At 56.2% G+C, this 16,402-nt stretch carries 31 protein-coding genes; 10 read left to right on the plus strand and 21 right to left on the minus strand.

Features of this window, described 5'->3' with window-relative positions; all coding sequences use genetic code 11:
- Positions 1 to 4 precede the first annotated feature (4 nt).
- The 6 genes from GVN17_RS19455 to GVN17_RS19480 form a co-directional block, all read right to left on the minus strand.
- On the minus strand, positions 5 to 502 hold the full coding sequence (locus tag GVN17_RS19455) for a hypothetical protein (protein ID WP_371928579.1): 498 nt from the start codon (positions 500 to 502) through the stop codon (positions 5 to 7).
- A gap of 54 nt (positions 503 to 556) precedes the next feature.
- A complete protein-coding gene (locus GVN17_RS19460; protein WP_166596880.1) occupies positions 557 to 733 on the minus strand; it encodes a hypothetical protein in 177 nt (58 codons plus the stop codon).
- Between the two features lie 148 nt (positions 734 to 881).
- The gene (locus tag GVN17_RS19465) at positions 882 to 1,256 is read right to left on the minus strand and encodes an HNH endonuclease (RefSeq protein WP_166596881.1); all 375 of its coding nucleotides are present in this window, start codon (positions 1,254 to 1,256) and stop codon (positions 882 to 884) included.
- 54 nt (positions 1,257 to 1,310) lie between these two features.
- On the minus strand, positions 1,311 to 1,637 hold the full coding sequence (locus GVN17_RS19470) for a hypothetical protein (RefSeq protein ID WP_166596882.1): 327 nt from the start codon (positions 1,635 to 1,637) through the stop codon (positions 1,311 to 1,313).
- Entirely contained in the window at positions 1,634 to 1,948 is a 315-nt protein-coding gene (locus GVN17_RS19475; protein WP_166596883.1) for a DUF4406 domain-containing protein, read from the minus strand. The genes GVN17_RS19470 and GVN17_RS19475 overlap by 4 nt, the downstream gene beginning before the upstream one ends.
- A gap of 69 nt (positions 1,949 to 2,017) precedes the next feature.
- On the minus strand, positions 2,018 to 2,938 hold the full coding sequence (locus tag GVN17_RS19480) for a DNA cytosine methyltransferase (RefSeq protein WP_371928585.1): 921 nt from the start codon (positions 2,936 to 2,938) through the stop codon (positions 2,018 to 2,020).
- Between GVN17_RS19480 and GVN17_RS29730 the strand changes: the two genes are divergently transcribed.
- From GVN17_RS29730 to GVN17_RS19490, 3 genes are all read left to right on the plus strand, one after another.
- Positions 2,891 to 3,046: a hypothetical protein gene (locus tag GVN17_RS29730; protein ID WP_256665325.1), complete on the plus strand. Its 156-nt coding sequence runs from the start codon at positions 2,891 to 2,893 to the stop codon at positions 3,044 to 3,046. The two genes, GVN17_RS19480 and GVN17_RS29730, sit on opposite strands and share 48 nt — an antisense overlap.
- A 93-nt stretch (positions 3,047 to 3,139) precedes the next feature.
- Positions 3,140 to 4,138 (plus strand): hypothetical protein, encoded by a 999-nt coding sequence (locus GVN17_RS19485; RefSeq protein WP_166596885.1) that lies wholly within the window; start codon positions 3,140 to 3,142, stop codon positions 4,136 to 4,138.
- A gap of 76 nt (positions 4,139 to 4,214) precedes the next feature.
- On the plus strand, positions 4,215 to 4,409 hold the full coding sequence (locus GVN17_RS19490) for a hypothetical protein (RefSeq protein WP_166596886.1): 195 nt from the start codon (positions 4,215 to 4,217) through the stop codon (positions 4,407 to 4,409).
- Here GVN17_RS19490 and GVN17_RS19495 read toward each other — a convergent pair whose 3' ends face one another.
- On the minus strand, positions 4,410 to 5,009 hold the full coding sequence (locus GVN17_RS19495; protein WP_166596887.1) for a hypothetical protein: 600 nt from the start codon (positions 5,007 to 5,009) through the stop codon (positions 4,410 to 4,412).
- A gap of 89 nt (positions 5,010 to 5,098) precedes the next feature.
- Here GVN17_RS19495 and GVN17_RS19500 point away from each other — a divergent pair, with 89 nt between their 5' ends.
- Positions 5,099 to 5,332 (plus strand): hypothetical protein, encoded by a 234-nt coding sequence (locus GVN17_RS19500; RefSeq protein ID WP_256665311.1) that lies wholly within the window; start codon positions 5,099 to 5,101, stop codon positions 5,330 to 5,332.
- On the opposite strand, the gene GVN17_RS19505 is transcribed toward GVN17_RS19500, so the two are convergent.
- The 10 genes from GVN17_RS19505 to GVN17_RS19550 all read right to left on the minus strand — a co-directional run bounded on the left by GVN17_RS19505 (position 5,316) and on the right by GVN17_RS19550 (position 10,126).
- The gene (locus GVN17_RS19505; RefSeq protein ID WP_166596889.1) at positions 5,316 to 5,645 is read right to left on the minus strand and encodes a hypothetical protein; all 330 of its coding nucleotides are present in this window, start codon (positions 5,643 to 5,645) and stop codon (positions 5,316 to 5,318) included. The genes GVN17_RS19500 and GVN17_RS19505 overlap by 17 nt on opposite strands.
- Before the next feature lie 81 nt (positions 5,646 to 5,726).
- Positions 5,727 to 6,188 carry a hypothetical protein gene (locus tag GVN17_RS19510; RefSeq protein ID WP_166596890.1) on the minus strand — a complete coding sequence of 154 codons (462 nt, stop codon included), beginning with the start codon at positions 6,186 to 6,188 and terminating at the stop codon, positions 5,727 to 5,729.
- Positions 6,185 to 6,430, minus strand: coding sequence for a hypothetical protein (locus GVN17_RS19515; protein ID WP_166596891.1), 246 nt, complete (start codon positions 6,428 to 6,430; stop codon positions 6,185 to 6,187). The genes GVN17_RS19510 and GVN17_RS19515 overlap by 4 nt, the downstream gene beginning before the upstream one ends.
- 7 nt (positions 6,431 to 6,437) lie before the next feature.
- Positions 6,438 to 6,935, minus strand: coding sequence for a siphovirus Gp157 family protein (locus GVN17_RS19520; protein WP_166596892.1), 498 nt, complete (start codon positions 6,933 to 6,935; stop codon positions 6,438 to 6,440).
- Positions 6,935 to 7,669, minus strand: a complete 735-nt coding sequence (locus tag GVN17_RS19525; RefSeq protein WP_166596893.1) for a hypothetical protein — start codon at positions 7,667 to 7,669, stop codon at positions 6,935 to 6,937. The genes GVN17_RS19520 and GVN17_RS19525 overlap by 1 nt, the downstream gene beginning before the upstream one ends.
- A gap of 60 nt (positions 7,670 to 7,729) precedes the next feature.
- Positions 7,730 to 7,876, minus strand: a complete 147-nt coding sequence (locus GVN17_RS19530; protein ID WP_166596803.1) for a hypothetical protein — start codon at positions 7,874 to 7,876, stop codon at positions 7,730 to 7,732.
- A 124-nt stretch (positions 7,877 to 8,000) separates the two neighbouring features.
- On the minus strand, positions 8,001 to 8,195 hold the full coding sequence (locus GVN17_RS19535) for a hypothetical protein (protein WP_166596894.1): 195 nt from the start codon (positions 8,193 to 8,195) through the stop codon (positions 8,001 to 8,003).
- Positions 8,192 to 8,608, minus strand: coding sequence for a hypothetical protein (locus GVN17_RS19540; protein ID WP_166596895.1), 417 nt, complete (start codon positions 8,606 to 8,608; stop codon positions 8,192 to 8,194). The genes GVN17_RS19535 and GVN17_RS19540 overlap by 4 nt, the downstream gene beginning before the upstream one ends.
- 122 nt (positions 8,609 to 8,730) lie before the next feature.
- Complete coding sequence (locus GVN17_RS19545) at positions 8,731 to 9,105, minus strand: hypothetical protein (RefSeq protein ID WP_166596896.1); 375 nt, start codon at positions 9,103 to 9,105, stop codon at positions 8,731 to 8,733.
- A gap of 769 nt (positions 9,106 to 9,874) precedes the next feature.
- Positions 9,875 to 10,126, minus strand: coding sequence for a DUF1654 domain-containing protein (locus GVN17_RS19550; RefSeq protein WP_166596897.1), 252 nt, complete (start codon positions 10,124 to 10,126; stop codon positions 9,875 to 9,877).
- 211 nt (positions 10,127 to 10,337) lie between these two features.
- Here GVN17_RS19550 and GVN17_RS29995 point away from each other — a divergent pair, with 211 nt between their 5' ends.
- Positions 10,338 to 10,637: a nucleotidyltransferase domain-containing protein gene (locus tag GVN17_RS29995; RefSeq protein WP_371928586.1), complete on the plus strand. Its 300-nt coding sequence runs from the start codon at positions 10,338 to 10,340 to the stop codon at positions 10,635 to 10,637.
- 48 nt (positions 10,638 to 10,685) lie between these two features.
- Here GVN17_RS29995 and GVN17_RS19560 read toward each other — a convergent pair whose 3' ends face one another.
- The 4 genes from GVN17_RS19560 to GVN17_RS19580 all read right to left on the minus strand — a co-directional run bounded on the left by GVN17_RS19560 (position 10,686) and on the right by GVN17_RS19580 (position 13,734).
- Positions 10,686 to 11,453 (minus strand): DUF1828 domain-containing protein, encoded by a 768-nt coding sequence (locus GVN17_RS19560; protein WP_166596899.1) that lies wholly within the window; start codon positions 11,451 to 11,453, stop codon positions 10,686 to 10,688.
- Positions 11,450 to 11,977 carry a hypothetical protein gene (locus GVN17_RS19565; RefSeq protein WP_166596900.1) on the minus strand — a complete coding sequence of 176 codons (528 nt, stop codon included), beginning with the start codon at positions 11,975 to 11,977 and terminating at the stop codon, positions 11,450 to 11,452. The genes GVN17_RS19560 and GVN17_RS19565 overlap by 4 nt, the downstream gene beginning before the upstream one ends.
- A gap of 595 nt (positions 11,978 to 12,572) precedes the next feature.
- Entirely contained in the window at positions 12,573 to 13,436 is an 864-nt protein-coding gene (locus GVN17_RS19570; protein WP_371928580.1) for a LexA family protein, read from the minus strand.
- A gap of 52 nt (positions 13,437 to 13,488) precedes the next feature.
- A complete protein-coding gene (locus GVN17_RS19580; RefSeq protein WP_166596804.1) occupies positions 13,489 to 13,734 on the minus strand; it encodes a hypothetical protein in 246 nt (81 codons plus the stop codon).
- 83 nt (positions 13,735 to 13,817) lie between these two features.
- Here GVN17_RS19580 and GVN17_RS19585 point away from each other — a divergent pair, with 83 nt between their 5' ends.
- The 5 genes from GVN17_RS19585 (at position 13,818) to GVN17_RS19605 (ending at position 16,392) form a co-directional block, all read left to right on the plus strand.
- On the plus strand, positions 13,818 to 14,240 hold the full coding sequence (locus GVN17_RS19585; RefSeq protein WP_166597007.1) for a phage regulatory CII family protein: 423 nt from the start codon (positions 13,818 to 13,820) through the stop codon (positions 14,238 to 14,240).
- Positions 14,241 to 14,305: 65 nt separating this feature from the next.
- Complete coding sequence (locus GVN17_RS19590) at positions 14,306 to 15,160, plus strand: replication protein (RefSeq protein WP_166596903.1); 855 nt, start codon at positions 14,306 to 14,308, stop codon at positions 15,158 to 15,160.
- Positions 15,141 to 15,959: an ATP-binding protein gene (locus tag GVN17_RS19595; protein ID WP_166596904.1), complete on the plus strand. Its 819-nt coding sequence runs from the start codon at positions 15,141 to 15,143 to the stop codon at positions 15,957 to 15,959. Before GVN17_RS19590 ends, GVN17_RS19595 begins: the two co-directional genes overlap by 20 nt.
- Complete coding sequence (locus GVN17_RS19600) at positions 15,959 to 16,144, plus strand: hypothetical protein (RefSeq protein ID WP_166596905.1); 186 nt, start codon at positions 15,959 to 15,961, stop codon at positions 16,142 to 16,144. Before GVN17_RS19595 ends, GVN17_RS19600 begins: the two co-directional genes overlap by 1 nt.
- Positions 16,141 to 16,392, plus strand: coding sequence for a hypothetical protein (locus GVN17_RS19605; protein WP_166596906.1), 252 nt, complete (start codon positions 16,141 to 16,143; stop codon positions 16,390 to 16,392). The genes GVN17_RS19600 and GVN17_RS19605 overlap by 4 nt, the downstream gene beginning before the upstream one ends.
- The last annotated feature ends 10 nt before the right edge of the window (positions 16,393 to 16,402 follow it).

Below are 16,402 nucleotides of genomic sequence, written 5' to 3' on the forward strand. Positions count from 1 at the left end.
GGGTCTAAGCAGGGTTGAGTGGCGGATACTTGGTCAAAACTTCGTCCGCCACCTTCATCGCGGCCTGCGCATCGTTCACGTAGGCAGGGTCGAAACCGCCGCACAGGTGAATCGTGGCTTGGCAGGCGCGCAGGTTTTCACGGTTCAGCTTCAATGCTGCGATCATCTGCTCGCGCGCCGCACCTTCCGTCCGGCCAATATCCCAGAACCGCTTTGCCCAATGGCCTTCCGGTGGTGAGTTTTTGTTCTGACAACCGAACGCCATGGCGGCGGCGATGGAGTCGCACAAATCGCGCTTGTAGGCGTTGTCGCCGTCGATACCGGCGCCGATCTGACGCAGCTTGTCGATAGCCACGTCAAACTCCAGCTGGGATGGTTTGTTGCGGCCTTTGAACGGCTGGTAGTTTTTCAGCAGTGGCACGTCGTCAATCATTCGGTAGTCGAGGATGTGCTTGCGCAACTGGGCGTTTTCTTCTTTCAGGCTTTCGATGTTTTCTGGCACGTGTGGCTCCCGCCCGCCGTATACCGGCAGGCGTGTGGATAGATGGGGAAGGGGTTAGGCTTGGAATACGTGACCCACTGCGACAGCCTTTGCGGCGGCTTCAGTCTTGAACATGAGATTGGACTTTCCAGGTTGACCTTCGCTGACGTATTCCACGTCGACCCACCAGCAGCCGAACTTTAGGTAAGGCTTGCTCAGGATTTCGGTGACGTGGCAGTCGATCAGGTTCATGCCGCCTCCTTGCCGCGCTGCCACCAGTGCCACGCTTAGCGCATAAATCGGTCGCGGTAGTCGCCTTCTTCTGTCCGTTGCCCCTCGCACCAAGCAACGGTGCAGTTGTGATGCTGGGCGTAGGCCTGTTCGAATTGGTCTCGGCTATTCATAGCGATTCCACCTTCTCAAAATAGAACACCACCGGCGCTGCTGTCTCAACGATCAGGCCGTACGCCTTCGCCAGTCGATAAATGGGGTGGTAGAGGTTGAGGCTGTTGACGTGGCCCACTAGGAAGGCGCGCCATGCTTCCAGCGGCATTTGCGACTTGCTCAGATTGCAGGGCGCGCAGGCGGGCATCATGTTGTCGAGGTTGTGGTTCTGCGGGCGCTCGGCGTTGCCTTCCCAGCGGTGACTGGTGCCGCGCCGGACCGATTGAAGATGGTCGGCGTGCCACTTCGGGCCCAGCTCAACACCGCAGTACGCGCAATGGCCGCCATATTTCAGGCGGACATGCTCGCGCTCATGTTTCTTCAGGCGCACAGTTGCTCCTCGCCGCGCTCAGGCGCAGCAGGCAATGGATAGGGTGGGGGAGGGTTATTGCGGGTTGAGGCGGGCGCGGGCTTTCCAGCCATCCCATTTCTTTACGAAATCGTGTGCAGACCAAGCATTGAATTCCGTGGCAGCGTATCCACCATCGAACCGCATGGTATGACATGGCATTGGGAATACAGATTCAAACAAGTCCTGCTCATCCACCTCTGCGCGGACATCCTCGGAAGGGGCGGCGCGGGTGTTCCACGCTTTGAAATTGCAAGTTTGAATATGAAACGCCGGACACAACGAGTTAGAGCACTGAGCCCACTGTACGCATGGCATAGCGGCGCTGCCGCAAAACGGACACGGCTTCAATTCCTGATTCATTGACCCTCCCGCGGCGAAACAATGCCGCTCGCTTGAATGACTTCCATACCGAGATGCCCGGCCAGTTCAATTTCGACGTTGGCGCCGCGCGAGACCTGCCAGCCAGGCAGAAAGGCCACGGCGTCGCAGGTCAGCATTTGGCGAATAGCGTCACGCATGCACAGGTGCCAGGGTGAGTCGGCAGGCAGCGGATTTTCTGCTGGGTTCTCGACGGTGTAGCCAAGCGCGCGGAGGCGAGCGGCCTCGGCGTTGAATGCCGGGTAGTTGTAATCGGGCAGGCCCGTCATCGGCCCGCTGAGATAGATGCGCATGGATTGATTCCCTGTAACCCATTTGGGTTACTTTCGAGATGTAACCTCTGGAGGTTACGGTGGGGTTGGTCAGGCAGATTGCGTATCGAGAAACGCAGCTATGAACTGCGTCGCCGCTTCAGCATTGATGGCGTTTCCGTAGGCGCGCAGTCGTCCCACTCTGGAGGTAGCCCCATGAGCCAGCGGCTCAAGGCCGGGTTCAATTGGCCTCCACTTGCCGTCCCGGCAGCTGATCCAATCAGCACCTGACCACAGTCCGTTAGCCGAGCCGGCCCAGCCAGGAACGCTTGATAATCCAGCAGGTCGTTGCGCAGCTTCCCGTCCTTGCGCACTAGAGATTTGGTCAGGTCGGCACCGCCCGATTTCCAGTCCCTGGTTGTTGGGGTGGCCCACCCTGACCAATTCACAACAGAAACTGTTTTCCTGCTGCTGTCGTTGTTCCCCGCCGCATTGTTGCCGTTCTGTGCTGGCGTACCCGCCATTGGTGTAGGCCAGCCTGCCAGCATCGCAAAGTCGTTCAGATTCGAACCATGCCGCGTTGCGCCCATTGCTCTCGCCGCTTGGCCGCCGCCTGTGCTGTCGCTTGTCTGTGGCGTTGGCCACCCAGAAGAGTCGGTCTCGAATATGCGGCGCACCGACGCCCGCAGACGGAAACGGGACGGCCCCGAAGGCGTATTCCATGGCTTCCACGTCAGCGTGTACAAGGTCGACCCAAGGCTCGACAGTCTTGCTCGCAACCTGTTCTCCAAAGATGATTGGAGGGCGGCACTGCTTGATGAGCCAGGCAAAAGTTGGCCAAAGGTGCCTTGGGTCCGCAAACCCAGCTCCAGCGCCTGCCGCGCTGAAAGGCTGGCATGGGCAACTGCCGGTCCAAACAGGAACGTCATCTGGCCATCCGGCTCGACGAAGAGCGAGTGACCAGACGCCGACGCCGGCGAAGAAATGGCACTGCGTGAATCCGGCAAGATCGCTTGGGCGGACATCCTCAATACTCCGTTCATCTACGACGCCATGCGCGATGTGGCCGGCGTCTATCAGGTTGCGCAGCCACTGGGCGGCGTATGGGTCAATTTCGTTGTAATAGGCGGGCATCGCTGATCCTCGCCAGTGGCGTGATTCGTGGAATTGGGGTATTTATGTCGGTCTGGTGATTTGATGGTCCGATGTTTTGCCAACAGGGAGATTGAAATAATGGAAAAGAGCAACGCGCGTAACCATCACTATATTTCGCAAGTTGAACAGCGATTGAATGCTATTGATCGTTCCGTAATTCAGCACAATCAGCGTATTTATAAATTTAAGATTGTGGATGCGGAAAATAAACTAGTCGCTTTGACAGATATTAATGGCGTAAAAATAGAAAAAAATCTTGCCGCGAGGGATTTGTACGCTCTGCGAATGCTAGAAGGGGGTGGTCAGCAAAACTTAGAGGCGGCGTTTCACCAATATGAAAATGACATCGGGCTGGTCACCCAGTCACTGTTGCAGAAGCTGCAGAATCCGAGTGAAGTAGATATAAAATCAGAATTCTTAAAGTTATATCTCCTCAAATTAATGAACTCGTTCAGGAATCCGTACTCGATAAGAAATACGTTAAATAGTCTGCAAGCTCTGAAGGGCGTTCTGCCAGGCAATCAGGCTTTAGCGAATCAGTTCCTTAAAATGGACGAAGGTCAGCGCACCCAAGCTTCGAGAATCTGTGAACAATATGAAGTCACAGAGGAAGAATATAACGACTGGCTCAAAGCTATGTGCCTTTTGATCCTTCAGCCTTTAGATCACGGTTTGAACTTCTTGGAAACTTTAGTCAAGGAATTGATGGAAAACACAAGCCTAGTTAAGGACTTCACGGTTTTCAGCTACGACGTCGATTTGGCTGATGGCGGTGTCTTGCTCTGTGATCGCGGCATAGTATTAGGGAATGTGGATAACAACATCCGAATGGAGTTTTTTAACCTAGACTCACACAACTTTGTATCATTCATGTTTATTAATTATCAGGCTCAGCAAATAGTACCTGTTCCAAGTAGAGCTCTTGATGCTATGAAACGCTATGCTGAAAAAACGAGAGTATTTAATCCGCGTAACGATCTAGTAATGCTCGAAACTTACAACAGTCATTGTGTCTGGCAAGCCGCTGAACACGTTTACTGTTCTCGTTCGACGGCTCACGGGATAAATGTTTCATAGTCATAGAAACGTTGTTGGCGATCTCATCATTGTTGATCACTGGCTATGCCTATCTTTACACAGGGAGGAAACTGTCATGAGCGAAGACAGGGAAAGGGCGTTAGTGTTGGCGCTGAAGGCCGTGCTGATTGCGGCCGGGAAGCAGGGCCTCGTCGTTGACGAACTGACAGAAGCAGCAATCGAAGCGTTGCTTCAATACAAGGCTTACGATTCGGAGCACGTACCGGCCGCCATCTATGAAATTGAGGTGGCGGCTGATGCGGTGGTGTGATCAGGCTGCATCGCGCTTTGCTTCATACTCATCCCAAGCGAGTTGATCAACCTGCGCGATGTACCAGGTCAGGTGTCCATCACCTTCCTGATCTCGTACTGATCCGCCGTATTGGCAGCCTGCAAACTTGAACTTCGCGGACATCGTGATTCGTGGCCATCCCGCTTGAACATCGGAAAATTCCAGATCTGGCCGACCTTTCAGTTTTTCCTTGAATGCCTCACCACGAGCATTCAGCTCGGCGATCTCGCGATCATGGCTGTCCTTGCAATTCTGGTCGCAGTAGGCGCGTCTGCCGTCGTACACGATGATCAGAGGGTTGCCGTCATCATCCTCAGCATCTTCGTAGAGCTGCGTTTCGCATTGGCCGCAATACAGCCACCAGCCCTGTTCGTGATAGGCCTTTGCCGGAATAAACGGCTGGCCGGCGAACTGATCCGCCCATTGGGCGCGCCTGCAAAAACTCACCTCGTTGAATTCCAGCCCCATTTCATTCCCGCCTTCTCGACGAGCCGTGGCGCTGTTAGTTGCAAAGGTGATCACATGCCCGCCTTCGGAATCTTCCCCGACGTGGTAGGCCTTGAGTGGTTTGTCGGTCATAAGCGTGATCCTCCGAAAGTTCGGTGGCGAATAGGTTGGTGGTGGGCTATACGTGGTGACCGGCATGGGGCCGGGTCAAGGAGATGTACGTGGAAGAGCATTTCAGGAAAATGCCTATCCCCGGGGGCCATACGCTCGTCGATAAGGGGATGGAGGCAAAAGGAGCACGCAAGGGCGAGGACACCGATATCTATTGGTACGATGAGCTCAATGCCGACGGCGAAGTGATAGCTACTTATGAGGTGACCGATAGCATGTCTGTTTACCCACCGTTCGGTCGACGTATCAACGTGTCACGCTCAGCTGTTACAAAGGAGGGTTGATAACCTCGCCCCCCGAATCGCGCGCAATTTCCCGTCGCGATTCACGCTCAAACATCCGCGCCACGTTTTCGCTAACCGTGACTTTGTGGCGCGGGCTGCCAACTGCTTCGAATGACAGCGTCGGCCCGAGGGCATGAGCGTTCAGAATAAGGTTCTGTACCGCCTCGCTGATCTCCTCGATGTCGTTCCACTGCATCAGCTCTTCAAGCTTCTGCCGGGTTCCGAGCCGGACCCGGTGGCGCAACTCCTTCTCGTCGAACTCCTCGCGCTTCTTCGCGGACTTGGCGCTGCGCTCTTTCTGATCCACTGCCATTGCCTGGCTCCGTCAATCCGCTGGGCGGAAGGTGAATGTGTTCTTGCCGCCGGCGCTGGGCGACAAGTCTGCTGGTGCGCCTCATGCCGCGACCCTGACTTGGTTCCAAGCTCCAATTGAAGAGAGCAGGGCAGCGACCTGTCTTTCGGTCACCTCGACCGTGTCGGGCACTGCCAGCCAGCCCATTCCCACCAGGTGGTTCGCATTGCATTCAGCCTTCACTTCGTCATAGAAGTGCTCGACGACGTCCGACAGCTTTTCCACCCGATGAATGCCGTCGGGCGTGAAGACTGTCATCTTGATGTACTGGGCGCCGTCGCTCTGAATGCAGATCCCGGCGATGTGCATCGTCCAGCGGTGCGAGATATCGCAGAGCGCGTCGGCGACCTGTCGCGACCTGATCTGCTTACCGTTCTTCCAGTTGACCATGATCTGCAAGCCGCTCGGGTCAATGCTGATCACGGCGGCATGATTGGTGCCTAGCAGAGCGCGTAGACTGCGCTCAATCTGGGCCTTGCGGTTGCAGGGTTTGCGCTTGCTCATATCGTCTCCGCCATTTGCCGAAGGCGCTTGCGCTCGGCAGCCGAGATTCGCGACGGTTTGCGCTTGAGCACCGTTTCAGGGTCTACCCAGTCCCGCCGCTTGGGCGGGTTCGGCTTGCCAGTGAAGCATTCTCCATAGGTGATCTTGCCCTCGCGGGCTTCGTACTCCGCCATGGCCTGGGCGAGCCGGGCCGACTCGACCCGGTTGTGCTGGATGCTGCTAAGTTCGAGGGAAACTGCCATGGCAACCTCACTTGATGGATATTGAAGATTTTCCAATTTCTGAATGCGCACCGGGCACTTCAAAGCCGTCTTTGATGGCCTTGGCAATCATCGCCTTATCGGGCGTGCTGGTGACCTTGGTGTTGAAGTAGTCCTCAGGAATGGCTTTCTCGTTGTCGATCACTACAACCGGCCGGCCTTTGCCGAGCGCGATGGTGAAAAGAGGGTGGCTGATCTTCGTGATGCCCGACGCCTCCATGTTGGTGCGCAGATACTCCTTCAGCGATTCCTTGCGGTTCGTGATGATCCGCTTGCGCTCTGTGAGTCGGTCAATCTGCGACTGGATCGCCTCAAGGTCGCCGTCAATGTTGAGCGTGAGCATGGCAATGGCCTTGCCCTTGTCATCAAACTCGGCCTGAATCGCACCCATGGTGTCGTGAAGCGCGATGGCTAGATCCTCGTCGGCGTTCTCCGCCAAAACGGCCAATTCCTGAAACTCTTTGCTGATTTGATAGAGTGCAGTCATTACGCGACCTCCTGCTGGAATCGTGGTTTCTGTTCGTCGTACTCGCGAGCGATGCGGGTAACGGCCTTGTTGTCATTGCGGGCGGCGAGTTTCTTTACTGCCACGTCGTGGATTTTCTTGAGCTCGTTCGCTGACTGAGCCCCTTTAAGGAGGTCAACAACAGACTGGATGTAGTCGAGGCGCGCCTGTTTCTGACGCTCTTCCTCCTCAACCCTGTCTTCAGCTTTCTCGAGCGCCACCTCGTCGCGCACGGCTTCGACGTACGCTGCGTCGTCGAACAGGCCCATGTGGATGTCCGCAGCGAACCCGAGCGGCTGAAGGCACTTGCCGATCGCGTCGGTCAGCGATTTTTTTGCCGCCTCCCAGTCGGTGATGATTTTTCCTTGCTGAAGCAACACGAAAGGGGTGTGGCCGTAGTGCTGGACCGTGCATTTCTGACCGTCCTTGCCCAGGTACCACAGCTCAATCTTTATGGTGTGCAGCTTGGCGTTAATGCGCGGTGCTTCAGGCCACTCTTTGGTCGGGGCCTGAAGAGGGCCGCCTTCGTCGAAGCGGTCCTCCAGCACCGTCCAGCCCCAGCCCTCACCGCATGGACCGAACACTTCGGTCGCTTTGCGCATGAGATAGGTTGGCTTGATCGCTGTGCCCTTGAAGCCGCCCATGCCGGTGAAGTTCTTCGTAGCGCTCGGGTCGGTCGTGTTGACCTGGTCCCAAATTCTGGTTTTGTCGGACATGCTTGTCTCCCGCGCCATCCGTGTGCCGGGGCGCTGCGATTGAATGGGGTAGGGGTTGAATCAGTGCGGTGCGTAGGCGCTGGCGATCATCCAGGCGGTGCAAAACAACAGAGTGAAGAAGCTGCCGCGCCAGAATGCCCAGCGGTGGGCCTGCTGGCGGGTCACCGGCATGGCTTCGGCCTCGCGATGGGGCGGCGCTTCAGCCAATCAGCCTTCATTGGAAAGGGCAGATCAGCAACACGCATGCCCGGCGGAAAGCAGAATGTGCCGCGCACCCTGGTGGTGACTTCTTCAAGCTGCTCATCGATCAGTGATGGAACGACTGGAGTAGTCATGCCGCTCTCCTTGCAGAGCGCTCTAGGCTGATATCCCTTATCTGAGCGCAATAGGCTTTGAAGTCGTCAGCGGTAATGACTGACGAGGTGAAGTAGGCGATGACCAGACCCTCAGCCAGGCCAGACGCAAGATCCGGGTTCTGGTGAGTGGATATCGCCTCGATGACTGCTTCAATGGATGCGCGGCTCATAGGTCGGCGTCCTCTGCCTCAGCCTCAAGCCCGGCCTCAGCGTGCGGAGTGACCAGCTCTACCGCGATATCGAACAGCTTGCCCATGGATGTTGTACCTTCACCCAGCAGAGCAGCGGCAAGCGTCCTTCCGGGCGCGCCGCCAGCTGAGACGATGACCAATTGAGCGAAGAAGTCTTCGTCATCCAGGCCGTCGATCTGGCGCTGATTCAGATGCTGCTGAACCGCGCTCAGGTAGGCTGAATACTTCACCACGATCGGCGATGAAAACCGGCGGCGAATCACCATGTCACAACCCCGCATCAGGTTCTCTGCGGTGTCTTCGATCCAGCGATTTGCCGCTTCCTCGTAGCCGGAGTCGTCATCCGGCTGCATGTTGTCCCAGCGCGCTTGCGCTCTTGCGAATGAGTTCATGATCGCCTCCGTAGGCGGGGATTAACCAAACACAAACGACTGCTACATCGAGAACGCGTTAGCGCCGATGGGCAGCGGGGATGGAGCAGTTGTTTTGTGTTCGGGAGGGTGTGGGAGGGGTGTTACGCGGTGGCTTTTGCGATGGCAGTTATCTGCAGATGCCACTCAGATGCGAAGTCGTCGTAGTCAGAACTTTCAAGCCATTGCGACTGAACGGAATCGCAATCTCCGCTGGGGGCCATCCGAACAAGCCAATCTTCAAAAACGCGTTGCTCGGCGTTATTCACGATGATTTTCAGCGCTTCCAGCAAATCAGGCGCGGCTGCCATTACCTTCGCACGCTCAAGGGCTTCGTCGTGGCTGATCAAGCAATCATAAACCATAGGGTGAGCATCACGCTGAGTAACGGTAGCCACACCCTGATAGCCCTCATGCCGTTCAGTATCGATGATTCGATATCCGCCGGTTACTGGTTCGTCCTGGACTTCAAGACGCATCGCAATCTCCTATTGCTCGCTCACTGGGAAGGCAGTGGCTACCTGTTGAATGGGGTGCCGGTCTGTTGCCGGCTGTCACGGCGCTCGTGCCAGATCGAGATAGCTCGCCAATACCAGGTTGGCGCTGACCCTGCGCAATGCGGGTTGAGCTATTCGCCGAGTGATGCAGGTGGGCGTTTATAGGCCGCAGTTTCGTCCGCATCGGTGAAGCACCCTGTCTTGCCCGATATTCATGGCTATCCACCGGCAAGCACGGCAATGGCAACTATCGGCAGGGTGTTTCCCGATGGGCACTCTTGCGAATGCCGACGGGCCGTCTTTCCGACTGTCACCGCATCACCATTGAGCCCGCAGTGCGGAAGGGCTATCCCTTTTTGTGCTTGGGAGTCCAGCAGGCGGATAACCCCGCTCAGGATTCTGTCTTGTCACTCACTACGCCCGTCAGGGTCATTCGCACAGTTCGGTCATCACCTCGCCAGAATCAGCCCCTCAATGGCTTTCATCTGGCGCCGGTCGCCTCACAAGCGCAGCGGTTTGTTTCCTTCGGTTTACTGACCTCCCACCGATGGTGCCGGGAGTGACCTAACCGGTTTGGCCGGGTAGTCGTTCATGGCGCTGGTTGTTAAAGAGCGGCGGGTCTCTTGAGGCCCTGTCGCTGCGGTTTGTCGCTGCGATGGGTGAAATATAGGAGTGCCCATATTTCATGTCAATGGGTATTCCCATAAATTTATAGGCAGACGACAAAAAGCCCGCACTTGGCGGGCTCAATTCAGTTTTCGTGGTATTCCCGCCAGCCCACTCTGTAGGCACCGTCCTCGACTTCCTCGATCTTGATGCCAGCCGTGCCAGCCATCTCATTCAGTAGGCGGCGCCAGTCGGACGGGCTTTCGTTAGGGAGCCTGGAGATGGTGACGAACTGAATCTTCTGTACCTTTGGGTCGCTGATGATTTCTCTTACACGATGGCCAATCTGTTCATAGGAGCGAGGCTTTGTCTGGCTGAATTCAGGTTGCCGAAGCATTGTGAACCTCCTTTTTTGTTACTGGATATGCATACAGTAAAAAGGATCCAACGGATTCGCAATAGGGCAGGAGTACAAATGTTCTCCTTGGCTTCGTTGTCGAACAATACTGCGATTTCGATTGAGATCGACGGGCCCGGAAGACGTGCTATAAGCACCGCTTTCCCATCGGGAGTAGCTAAGCGTGGGGCTTGAAGAGATTGTTGAAACTGTGGCTTCCTGGGCAGCAGCAAACCCGGAGATAGCGGCGGCATGGGTATTTGGAAGCCGGGCGCGATGTGATCATAGCCCGGAAAGCGATTTGGACATCGCAGTGGAAATCATCGCCGCGTCTGGCGACGAGGACTCGCTGTGCACCTGGTTCAGATGCTCAGATCGGCTCATGAAAGACTTGAGCGGTCGCATTCCTTACCGGGTGCAGATCGAGTGGTACGGTGGAGAAGAAGAGACGCCGACTATTCATCGAGGACTTCAGAGATCTTCCGTCTTAGCCTATGCGAAGGGGGTCTAGCAGAAACGAAAAGCCCGGCGCTGGGCCGGGCTTTTCTTCAATGTAAGTTTAAGCTGCAGCCATCAAGGCATCGTAAAGGCGCTCGTTGTTACCATCGTAGACTATGATGGAAGTCGTTTCGGCCAAAGCGGCTACAGCTTGCTGAGTGGCTTCCTCTTCGCCGCGCTGCAATATGACCGTGCGCTTGGTGCGATCTCCAGAATTCTTGAGGTCACCCATTTTTCCGACCGCGCCGTAGATGCTTGCCCAATGAGGCTTTCCGCCAGATGCAATAGGAATCGCTTGAATGACCATTTGTTGAGGTGTTCCCGGACTCAAAACGAACGGAAACATCAGCTGGTGACCGCTTGCGCCGCTTAACGGAAAGTCGGTACGCAGCCTGTCTTTGAATCGCTTACTCAAGATCGCCCCAACTTTTCGTTGAAACTTGGGTTCGCGCACAACCAGCATGTCATCGCATGCGTCTCCAATTCTGGACGCAGCCTCAATGAACCGAGCCATTTTGAAACCTATCTGATCCTCGGTGCAAACCGTGTGCAGCTCGCCATTCTCAGAGATTTCTATACCGCTGACCTTAGCTATCTCGGCAAATTTTTTAGCCCGGCGCTGATCTGTGGCCAAGCCGTGCGTCATTGCAGTGAACAAGATGTCCGAGTTGTCACTGATCCGGAACAAGCCCCGGCCAATATCCTGAATGAACGCGCCAATGGCCGCCCCATCGAACGAGAGCGTGATTGGAGACTGAATGTAGGTCAGGCCATCGCTGATTGGGCTGCAGGTGAAACCTAACTGCCTGCTGATGTCTGTACATTTCATAGGAGATCCATCTGTCCGCTCTCGTCTTGCTGCGGCCCCTTGGGTGGGAGGGTAAACGTCGGTGCTTCATTGATGTTGGCACGCTCAAGGAACAATCGCCATAGCTGACCAATGGCCTGCCGATCAATGGGTTCAGCATAGCCGGAGGACGCTTCCTCCACAGGAAAATGAAGGTGAGGATGATCCGCGACTTTTCCGTAAAACGGCATCTGCTTGCCGACCACGTTTACATGCTGACTGGGCCCGTTTTCATCTAACGCCATCAGCCTCGCGTTGTGTGCAACAAATGCCATGCATACCTTGTCAGGAAGCCCAGCAATCCCGCTGTATTTGTAGAAGAGATCCACAAATAATCCTTCCTGTACAACGTTGTTAACGGACAACGGAATACGGCATTTGTGTGCGGCCGGAGAGCCTTTGCCGCCAGTGGACTTCCATCTGATCAGTGATGCGCCTGCCCAGGTTTTGGGGAGGGCGATCGATGAAATCGCATCCACGTATGGAATTTTACCGGCTTTCGCCATCCCTAGCTCCGCGCTTGTGCTCAGCGCGTGGACTGAGCGGTGTCATGAATTGATGTGTGATTAAGGATTCAAGCCAGCACCGACCTCGGCCACTTGGCGTCACGGACCCTTACTGACTGAAAGCCTTTCTGTAATCGTCGGCGCTATGGCTTGGCGTAGGAGTGGCGACCGGAGCGCTGCTTGCCTGGCCTGGAACAGGGAAGCCTTGCCCTGCAAATTTAACGCTGCCTGTGAACAGATTAAGCGCTCGGTAGGACAGATTCCCGCAGTAGTTGCAGCTAAAGCCAGCGTCGATCACCGTTGACCCGTCGGGCTTTGGAATCTTCCGAGCTACGGCGGAAAGCCGGTTGAAGTCAGAGGCGTTGTACGTCTGAATGTACGTATCAGTGGCCGTCTGCAATCTCATTCCGCTAAGGTTCTGGAGCTGGACGATGGCCTCTGACCACATTGCATCGCACTGGGGCTTTGAGTAACACACGGCCATTGGATCAATGGCAGGTGGAGGTTCCGGTGGCCTCGTTTCACATCCGGCCAACGACAGCGCCAGGGCTACAGCAGAAATATTACGCACGGCTCACTCCCTTGAATATTTAGATCACAGCTTCATCAACGCTCTGACTACCACGCCAATGATGCGGCAGTTTTCGTCGCATTCAACCATCTTGTAGTCAGGGTTCAGCGGTTTTAGATACCTGATGCCCCCATCCTCGACGAGCTTCTTGAAGGTTGCTTCGTTGCTGCTGGGTAGCTTAGCGATTACCAGCTTTCCAGGCTTAACGTCGGCCTCAGTATCAACCAGGATCATCATCCCCTCCGGGACGCTCACGCCTGATGGAGAGGTCATCGAGTCTCCCTTCACCTCAAGCCAGAAAGCCGGACCCTTTGAGTCGTAATCAGACATCTCGTAGCGATCTGAGAAGCCAGGCGGGTAGGGCTCAACGGCCTCTGCCCAATCCCCCGCAACAACCCAAGAGATGACCGGGTAGCGAAACGCCATATTGGGCTGTACAGCCATCGCCACATTAGAAGGTTCATCAGCTGCGGGGCTGGAGCCGGGAACCATCTGGCCTTTACCTTCAGAAAGCCACAGAGCATCCACGCCGCAGACGCTTGCGATCTTCGCAACGTGCGCAGTGGCCTTTGATTTACCCCGTTCTAAATCGGAGATCGATGTTTGGGTGATACCGGCCCGCTCCGCAAGCTCTGCCTGATTTAGCTGAGCATGGCGGCGAGCGGCCTTCAAGCGGTCTTTGAATTCCATGTGGCGAGTATTACGGGCGCTCCCATATGCTTGCAAATCGGTATTCCCATACACTACGATATGGGTATTCCCGTATGGAGGGTCGATATGAACACTATTTTCCAGGACCTCGTCACCTTCTTCGGGACGCAGGAAACCACCGCCGAAAAGCTCAAGGTTGATCAAAGCACCGTCTCTGGCTGGGTTCGTGGCAAGCACGGGATGTCTCCGATTGTTGCGAAGCGGGCAGAGGCGCTAACCGAGGGTGAGTTCAAGAAAGAAACCCTTTGCCCATCGTTCCCATGGGCCGAGATGGCGGCTTAGAGCTGAGTGACACAGTCGCCTGCTCAAAGCCGCGCAGAGCCTCTTGGCTCAACTGGTCACGTAAATGATTGGCCTTCAGCTCGAACGCAGGCCAGAGCCTCATCTGAGAAGACAGGGGCAGGGTGGATGCCAAGGCACCTACAAAGCAGCAGAGGGCGGTTATCTCGCCCTGGAGTTCGGAAGAGTCGGTCATGGGGTCATCCCTCATCAGTTGGTAACCGAATCATCCCGATGTTGGCACTGAGCCACCACGGAAAACGTAACGAGGTTTTACGAATGGAAGACTTTTTGGATGCGTGCCAGTCGGCGGTGAAGGGCAACGAGCCCAAGGCACTGGCGGCAAAGATGGGTGTTCCGCACGTGAGCCTGCTGCAACGCGCGAACCCGGACAACGACGCCCACCACCTGACCATCGAGCACCTGTACGGCGTGCTGCTGCACACCGGCGATATGCGCCCGCTGATCGCGCTGGCGTCGGAGTTTGGCTTTGACCTAGTTGCGCGCGACAAACCAGCACCTACCGATCTGAACTCCGCGCTGATGCGCCTGCATGTCGATCTGGCTGATGTCACTCGACTGGCTCACGACGCTCAAGCAGACGGCCATGTGTGCTCGCGCGAAAAGTCGGAGCTGATCAAGGAAGCCGACGAGGTGATCGTCAGCCTGGAGGTGTTCAAGCAGTCCGTGAAGGTCGCCTGAATTTCAGACACAAAAAAACCGCCGGGCATGGCGGTTCTTCAGCAAAGCAGTAAGCGAGAAAAATCATGACAAACATCGTCTCATTTGACAAGTCCCGAGGGTTCACCCGAATGGACAATTCCGTAATGGAGGCGCTTTCCACCGTCGACCTGCCTGCGCGCGAGCTTCGTGTCGTCATGGCAATCGCCCGGCAGACAATCGGGTACCAGGTAGAAACGAAGCGCCTGACCGCCGACGACCTCGGCAAACACACCAACATGCGCCGCGACGTGACGTCGAAGGCCATCAGCCATTTGCTCGAACGCCGAATTATCTATCGCGTCGGCGGAAGCCGTGGCGATATCGGTATCTCACCGGTTTCCGAATGGGTTTTCTACGAGCAAAAACAGCCTAATCTCACTGAGACCAAAACGTCTCACTCAGACAATATCGTCTCACTGAGACAGGAAACGAGTGAGACCAAAACGGCAACTTGCCTTCCTTATACAAAGAAAGAACCCCTATTAACTCTTCCTTCGGAAGAGATTAATCCGCCCCAAGAGCCGTCCGGGCCAAAGCCTGACCGCAAGGCTCCGTTCGGCAAGGCTCAGTTGCTCGCTGACAATCCGCACGGTGTAAGCGAACAGCAGATCGCTGATTACCTCGCTCTTCGCAAAACCAAGCGAGCGCCGATTACCGCCAAGGTCTGGGCCAACGTGAACGCCGAGCTCGCCAAATGCGCCGCCGTTGGCATCGCCGCCGATGCAGCGGTCGATATCGCGGTTCTCAATGGCTGGCAGGGTTTTGACTCGTCTTGGATCATCAAACGCTTTGCCAGCGCCCCGCAGGCCGTCACGCAGTCACGTCACGTCAACCTAAATCAGGTCAATCACGCGGCCGGAAACGGCGGGAGGAATGACGATGGCTCGTACCGTATCTAACGTCGTGAGCATGATGGGCGACTTCGGCAAGACCATTTCGAGCGAGAAGCGAGTGTGCTCCGATCACGGCGCCTACACCGACTTTCTGACCGGCTTGGGCAAGGCTCGCCCAGCGGTCTGGTCTGGCTGCCAGCAGTGCGCTGAGGAAAGACGCGCGGAAGCTGATCGGATCGAGCAAGAGAAAATCATCCGGGAGAACACCCGTCGCTCGATCGAATCCCGCGTCGGCCGCTCTTGCATCCCGCCGCGCTTCTCAGACCGCACCTTTGCCAATTTCCGTGTCAGTAGTGCGGAGCAGAAGCAGGCGGCGAACATCTGCCGGGAGTACGCCGAAAACTTCCCTGCACACGCCCAGCGCGGTCGTAGCCTGATGCTGCTGGGCAACGTCGGAACCGGCAAGACACACCTCGCCACCGCCGTTGGGAACCACATCATCCGCGAATTCAGCCTGGCCGCGCTGTACGTCACCGCTGGCTCGGTGATCCGTCACGTCAAATCTTCGTTCGACCGCGATACCGCGCACAACGAAGTGCAGGCCTACCAACTGTTCGCAGCGCCTGACCTGCTGATCCTTGATGAGGTTGGCGTGCAGAACGCCACTGAGTTCGAGCGCACGGTGATGTTCGAGCTGATCAACTCCCGGTACGAGGCCATGAAGCCAACCATCGTAATTTCCAACCGTGGCCGTGACGAACTGCCGACCTACATGGGTGATCGCGTCGTCGATCGTCTACGTGAGAACGGCGGGAAGCTGGTGCTGTTCACTTGGGAGTCGCAGCGCGGCAAGGAGGGGTTCTGATGATCGTCACTAAACACAAACACCTGCTCAAAGCCCAAGCCGATTTCGGCCATCTGGTAGCCAAGTGCGGGAAGACGGTATCGAGCCGTGCGATTGCTGGGGAAGGGCAGGCGACCTGCTCGATTTGCCTGCTCCAGGCCAACCGATCGGAAAGCAAGATCCGCGTTATCAGGGGATGCGTATGAGCGAAGTTCTTGGAGTTACCACGCAGACGACGGTTTTCCTTTCTGTCGACAAGCTTGTGAAGGAGATGGACGCCGAGGATATCGCCGGGTTTTGCAGCGCGGTAGCTGAGCGTCTGGACAAAGAGTTCAGCCAGCGAGCCACGGCAGCTTCTGAGTTTTCAAGCGGGCTTTCTGAGTTTGGTGCCCGGTTTCTAGCAGAGGTCGTGACGAACTTTTACATGCGTCAGCCGCGGGAGCCGCGCCCATGACCAACACCAT

Source organism: Pseudomonas sp. SLFW (assembly GCF_009905615.1).
Lineage (GTDB): Bacteria > Pseudomonadota > Gammaproteobacteria > Pseudomonadales > Pseudomonadaceae > Aquipseudomonas > Aquipseudomonas bambusae.

What these genes read in the sequence shown, in the direction of transcription:
- GVN17_RS19590 (WP_166596903.1), top strand. Translation starts at nt 14,306, where the DNA reads ATGACAAACATCGTCTCATTTGACAAGTCCCGAGGGTTCACCCGAATG.
- GVN17_RS19545 (WP_166596896.1), bottom strand. Translation starts at nt 9,105, where the DNA reads ATGCGTCTTGAAGTCCAGGACGAACCAGTAACCGGCGGATATCGAATC.
- GVN17_RS19475 (WP_166596883.1), bottom strand. Translation starts at nt 1,948, where the DNA reads ATGCGCATCTATCTCAGCGGGCCGATGACGGGCCTGCCCGATTACAAC.
- GVN17_RS19525 (WP_166596893.1), bottom strand. Translation starts at nt 7,669, where the DNA reads ATGTCCGACAAAACCAGAATTTGGGACCAGGTCAACACGACCGACCCG.
- GVN17_RS19540 (WP_166596895.1), bottom strand. Translation starts at nt 8,608, where the DNA reads ATGAACTCATTCGCAAGAGCGCAAGCGCGCTGGGACAACATGCAGCCG.
- GVN17_RS19550 (WP_166596897.1), bottom strand. Translation starts at nt 10,126, where the DNA reads ATGCTTCGGCAACCTGAATTCAGCCAGACAAAGCCTCGCTCCTATGAA.
- GVN17_RS19565 (WP_166596900.1), bottom strand. Translation starts at nt 11,977, where the DNA reads ATGGCGAAAGCCGGTAAAATTCCATACGTGGATGCGATTTCATCGATC.
- GVN17_RS19485 (WP_166596885.1), top strand. Translation starts at nt 3,140, where the DNA reads ATGGAAAAGAGCAACGCGCGTAACCATCACTATATTTCGCAAGTTGAA.
- GVN17_RS19605 (WP_166596906.1), top strand. Translation starts at nt 16,141, where the DNA reads ATGAGCGAAGTTCTTGGAGTTACCACGCAGACGACGGTTTTCCTTTCT.
- GVN17_RS19490 (WP_166596886.1), top strand. Translation starts at nt 4,215, where the DNA reads ATGAGCGAAGACAGGGAAAGGGCGTTAGTGTTGGCGCTGAAGGCCGTG.
- GVN17_RS19505 (WP_166596889.1), bottom strand. Translation starts at nt 5,645, where the DNA reads ATGGCAGTGGATCAGAAAGAGCGCAGCGCCAAGTCCGCGAAGAAGCGC.
- GVN17_RS29730 (WP_256665325.1), top strand. Translation starts at nt 2,891, where the DNA reads ATGGCACTGCGTGAATCCGGCAAGATCGCTTGGGCGGACATCCTCAAT.
- GVN17_RS19600 (WP_166596905.1), top strand. Translation starts at nt 15,959, where the DNA reads ATGATCGTCACTAAACACAAACACCTGCTCAAAGCCCAAGCCGATTTC.
- GVN17_RS19495 (WP_166596887.1), bottom strand. Translation starts at nt 5,009, where the DNA reads ATGACCGACAAACCACTCAAGGCCTACCACGTCGGGGAAGATTCCGAA.
- GVN17_RS19460 (WP_166596880.1), bottom strand. Translation starts at nt 733, where the DNA reads ATGAACCTGATCGACTGCCACGTCACCGAAATCCTGAGCAAGCCTTAC.
- GVN17_RS19520 (WP_166596892.1), bottom strand. Translation starts at nt 6,935, where the DNA reads ATGACTGCACTCTATCAAATCAGCAAAGAGTTTCAGGAATTGGCCGTT.
- GVN17_RS19470 (WP_166596882.1), bottom strand. Translation starts at nt 1,637, where the DNA reads ATGAATCAGGAATTGAAGCCGTGTCCGTTTTGCGGCAGCGCCGCTATG.
- GVN17_RS19595 (WP_166596904.1), top strand. Translation starts at nt 15,141, where the DNA reads ATGGCTCGTACCGTATCTAACGTCGTGAGCATGATGGGCGACTTCGGC.
- GVN17_RS19510 (WP_166596890.1), bottom strand. Translation starts at nt 6,188, where the DNA reads ATGAGCAAGCGCAAACCCTGCAACCGCAAGGCCCAGATTGAGCGCAGT.
- GVN17_RS19585 (WP_166597007.1), top strand. Translation starts at nt 13,818, where the DNA reads ATGGAAGACTTTTTGGATGCGTGCCAGTCGGCGGTGAAGGGCAACGAG.
- GVN17_RS19580 (WP_166596804.1), bottom strand. Translation starts at nt 13,734, where the DNA reads ATGACCGACTCTTCCGAACTCCAGGGCGAGATAACCGCCCTCTGCTGC.
- GVN17_RS19560 (WP_166596899.1), bottom strand. Translation starts at nt 11,453, where the DNA reads ATGAAATGTACAGACATCAGCAGGCAGTTAGGTTTCACCTGCAGCCCA.
- GVN17_RS19515 (WP_166596891.1), bottom strand. Translation starts at nt 6,430, where the DNA reads ATGGCAGTTTCCCTCGAACTTAGCAGCATCCAGCACAACCGGGTCGAG.
- GVN17_RS19535 (WP_166596894.1), bottom strand. Translation starts at nt 8,195, where the DNA reads ATGAGCCGCGCATCCATTGAAGCAGTCATCGAGGCGATATCCACTCAC.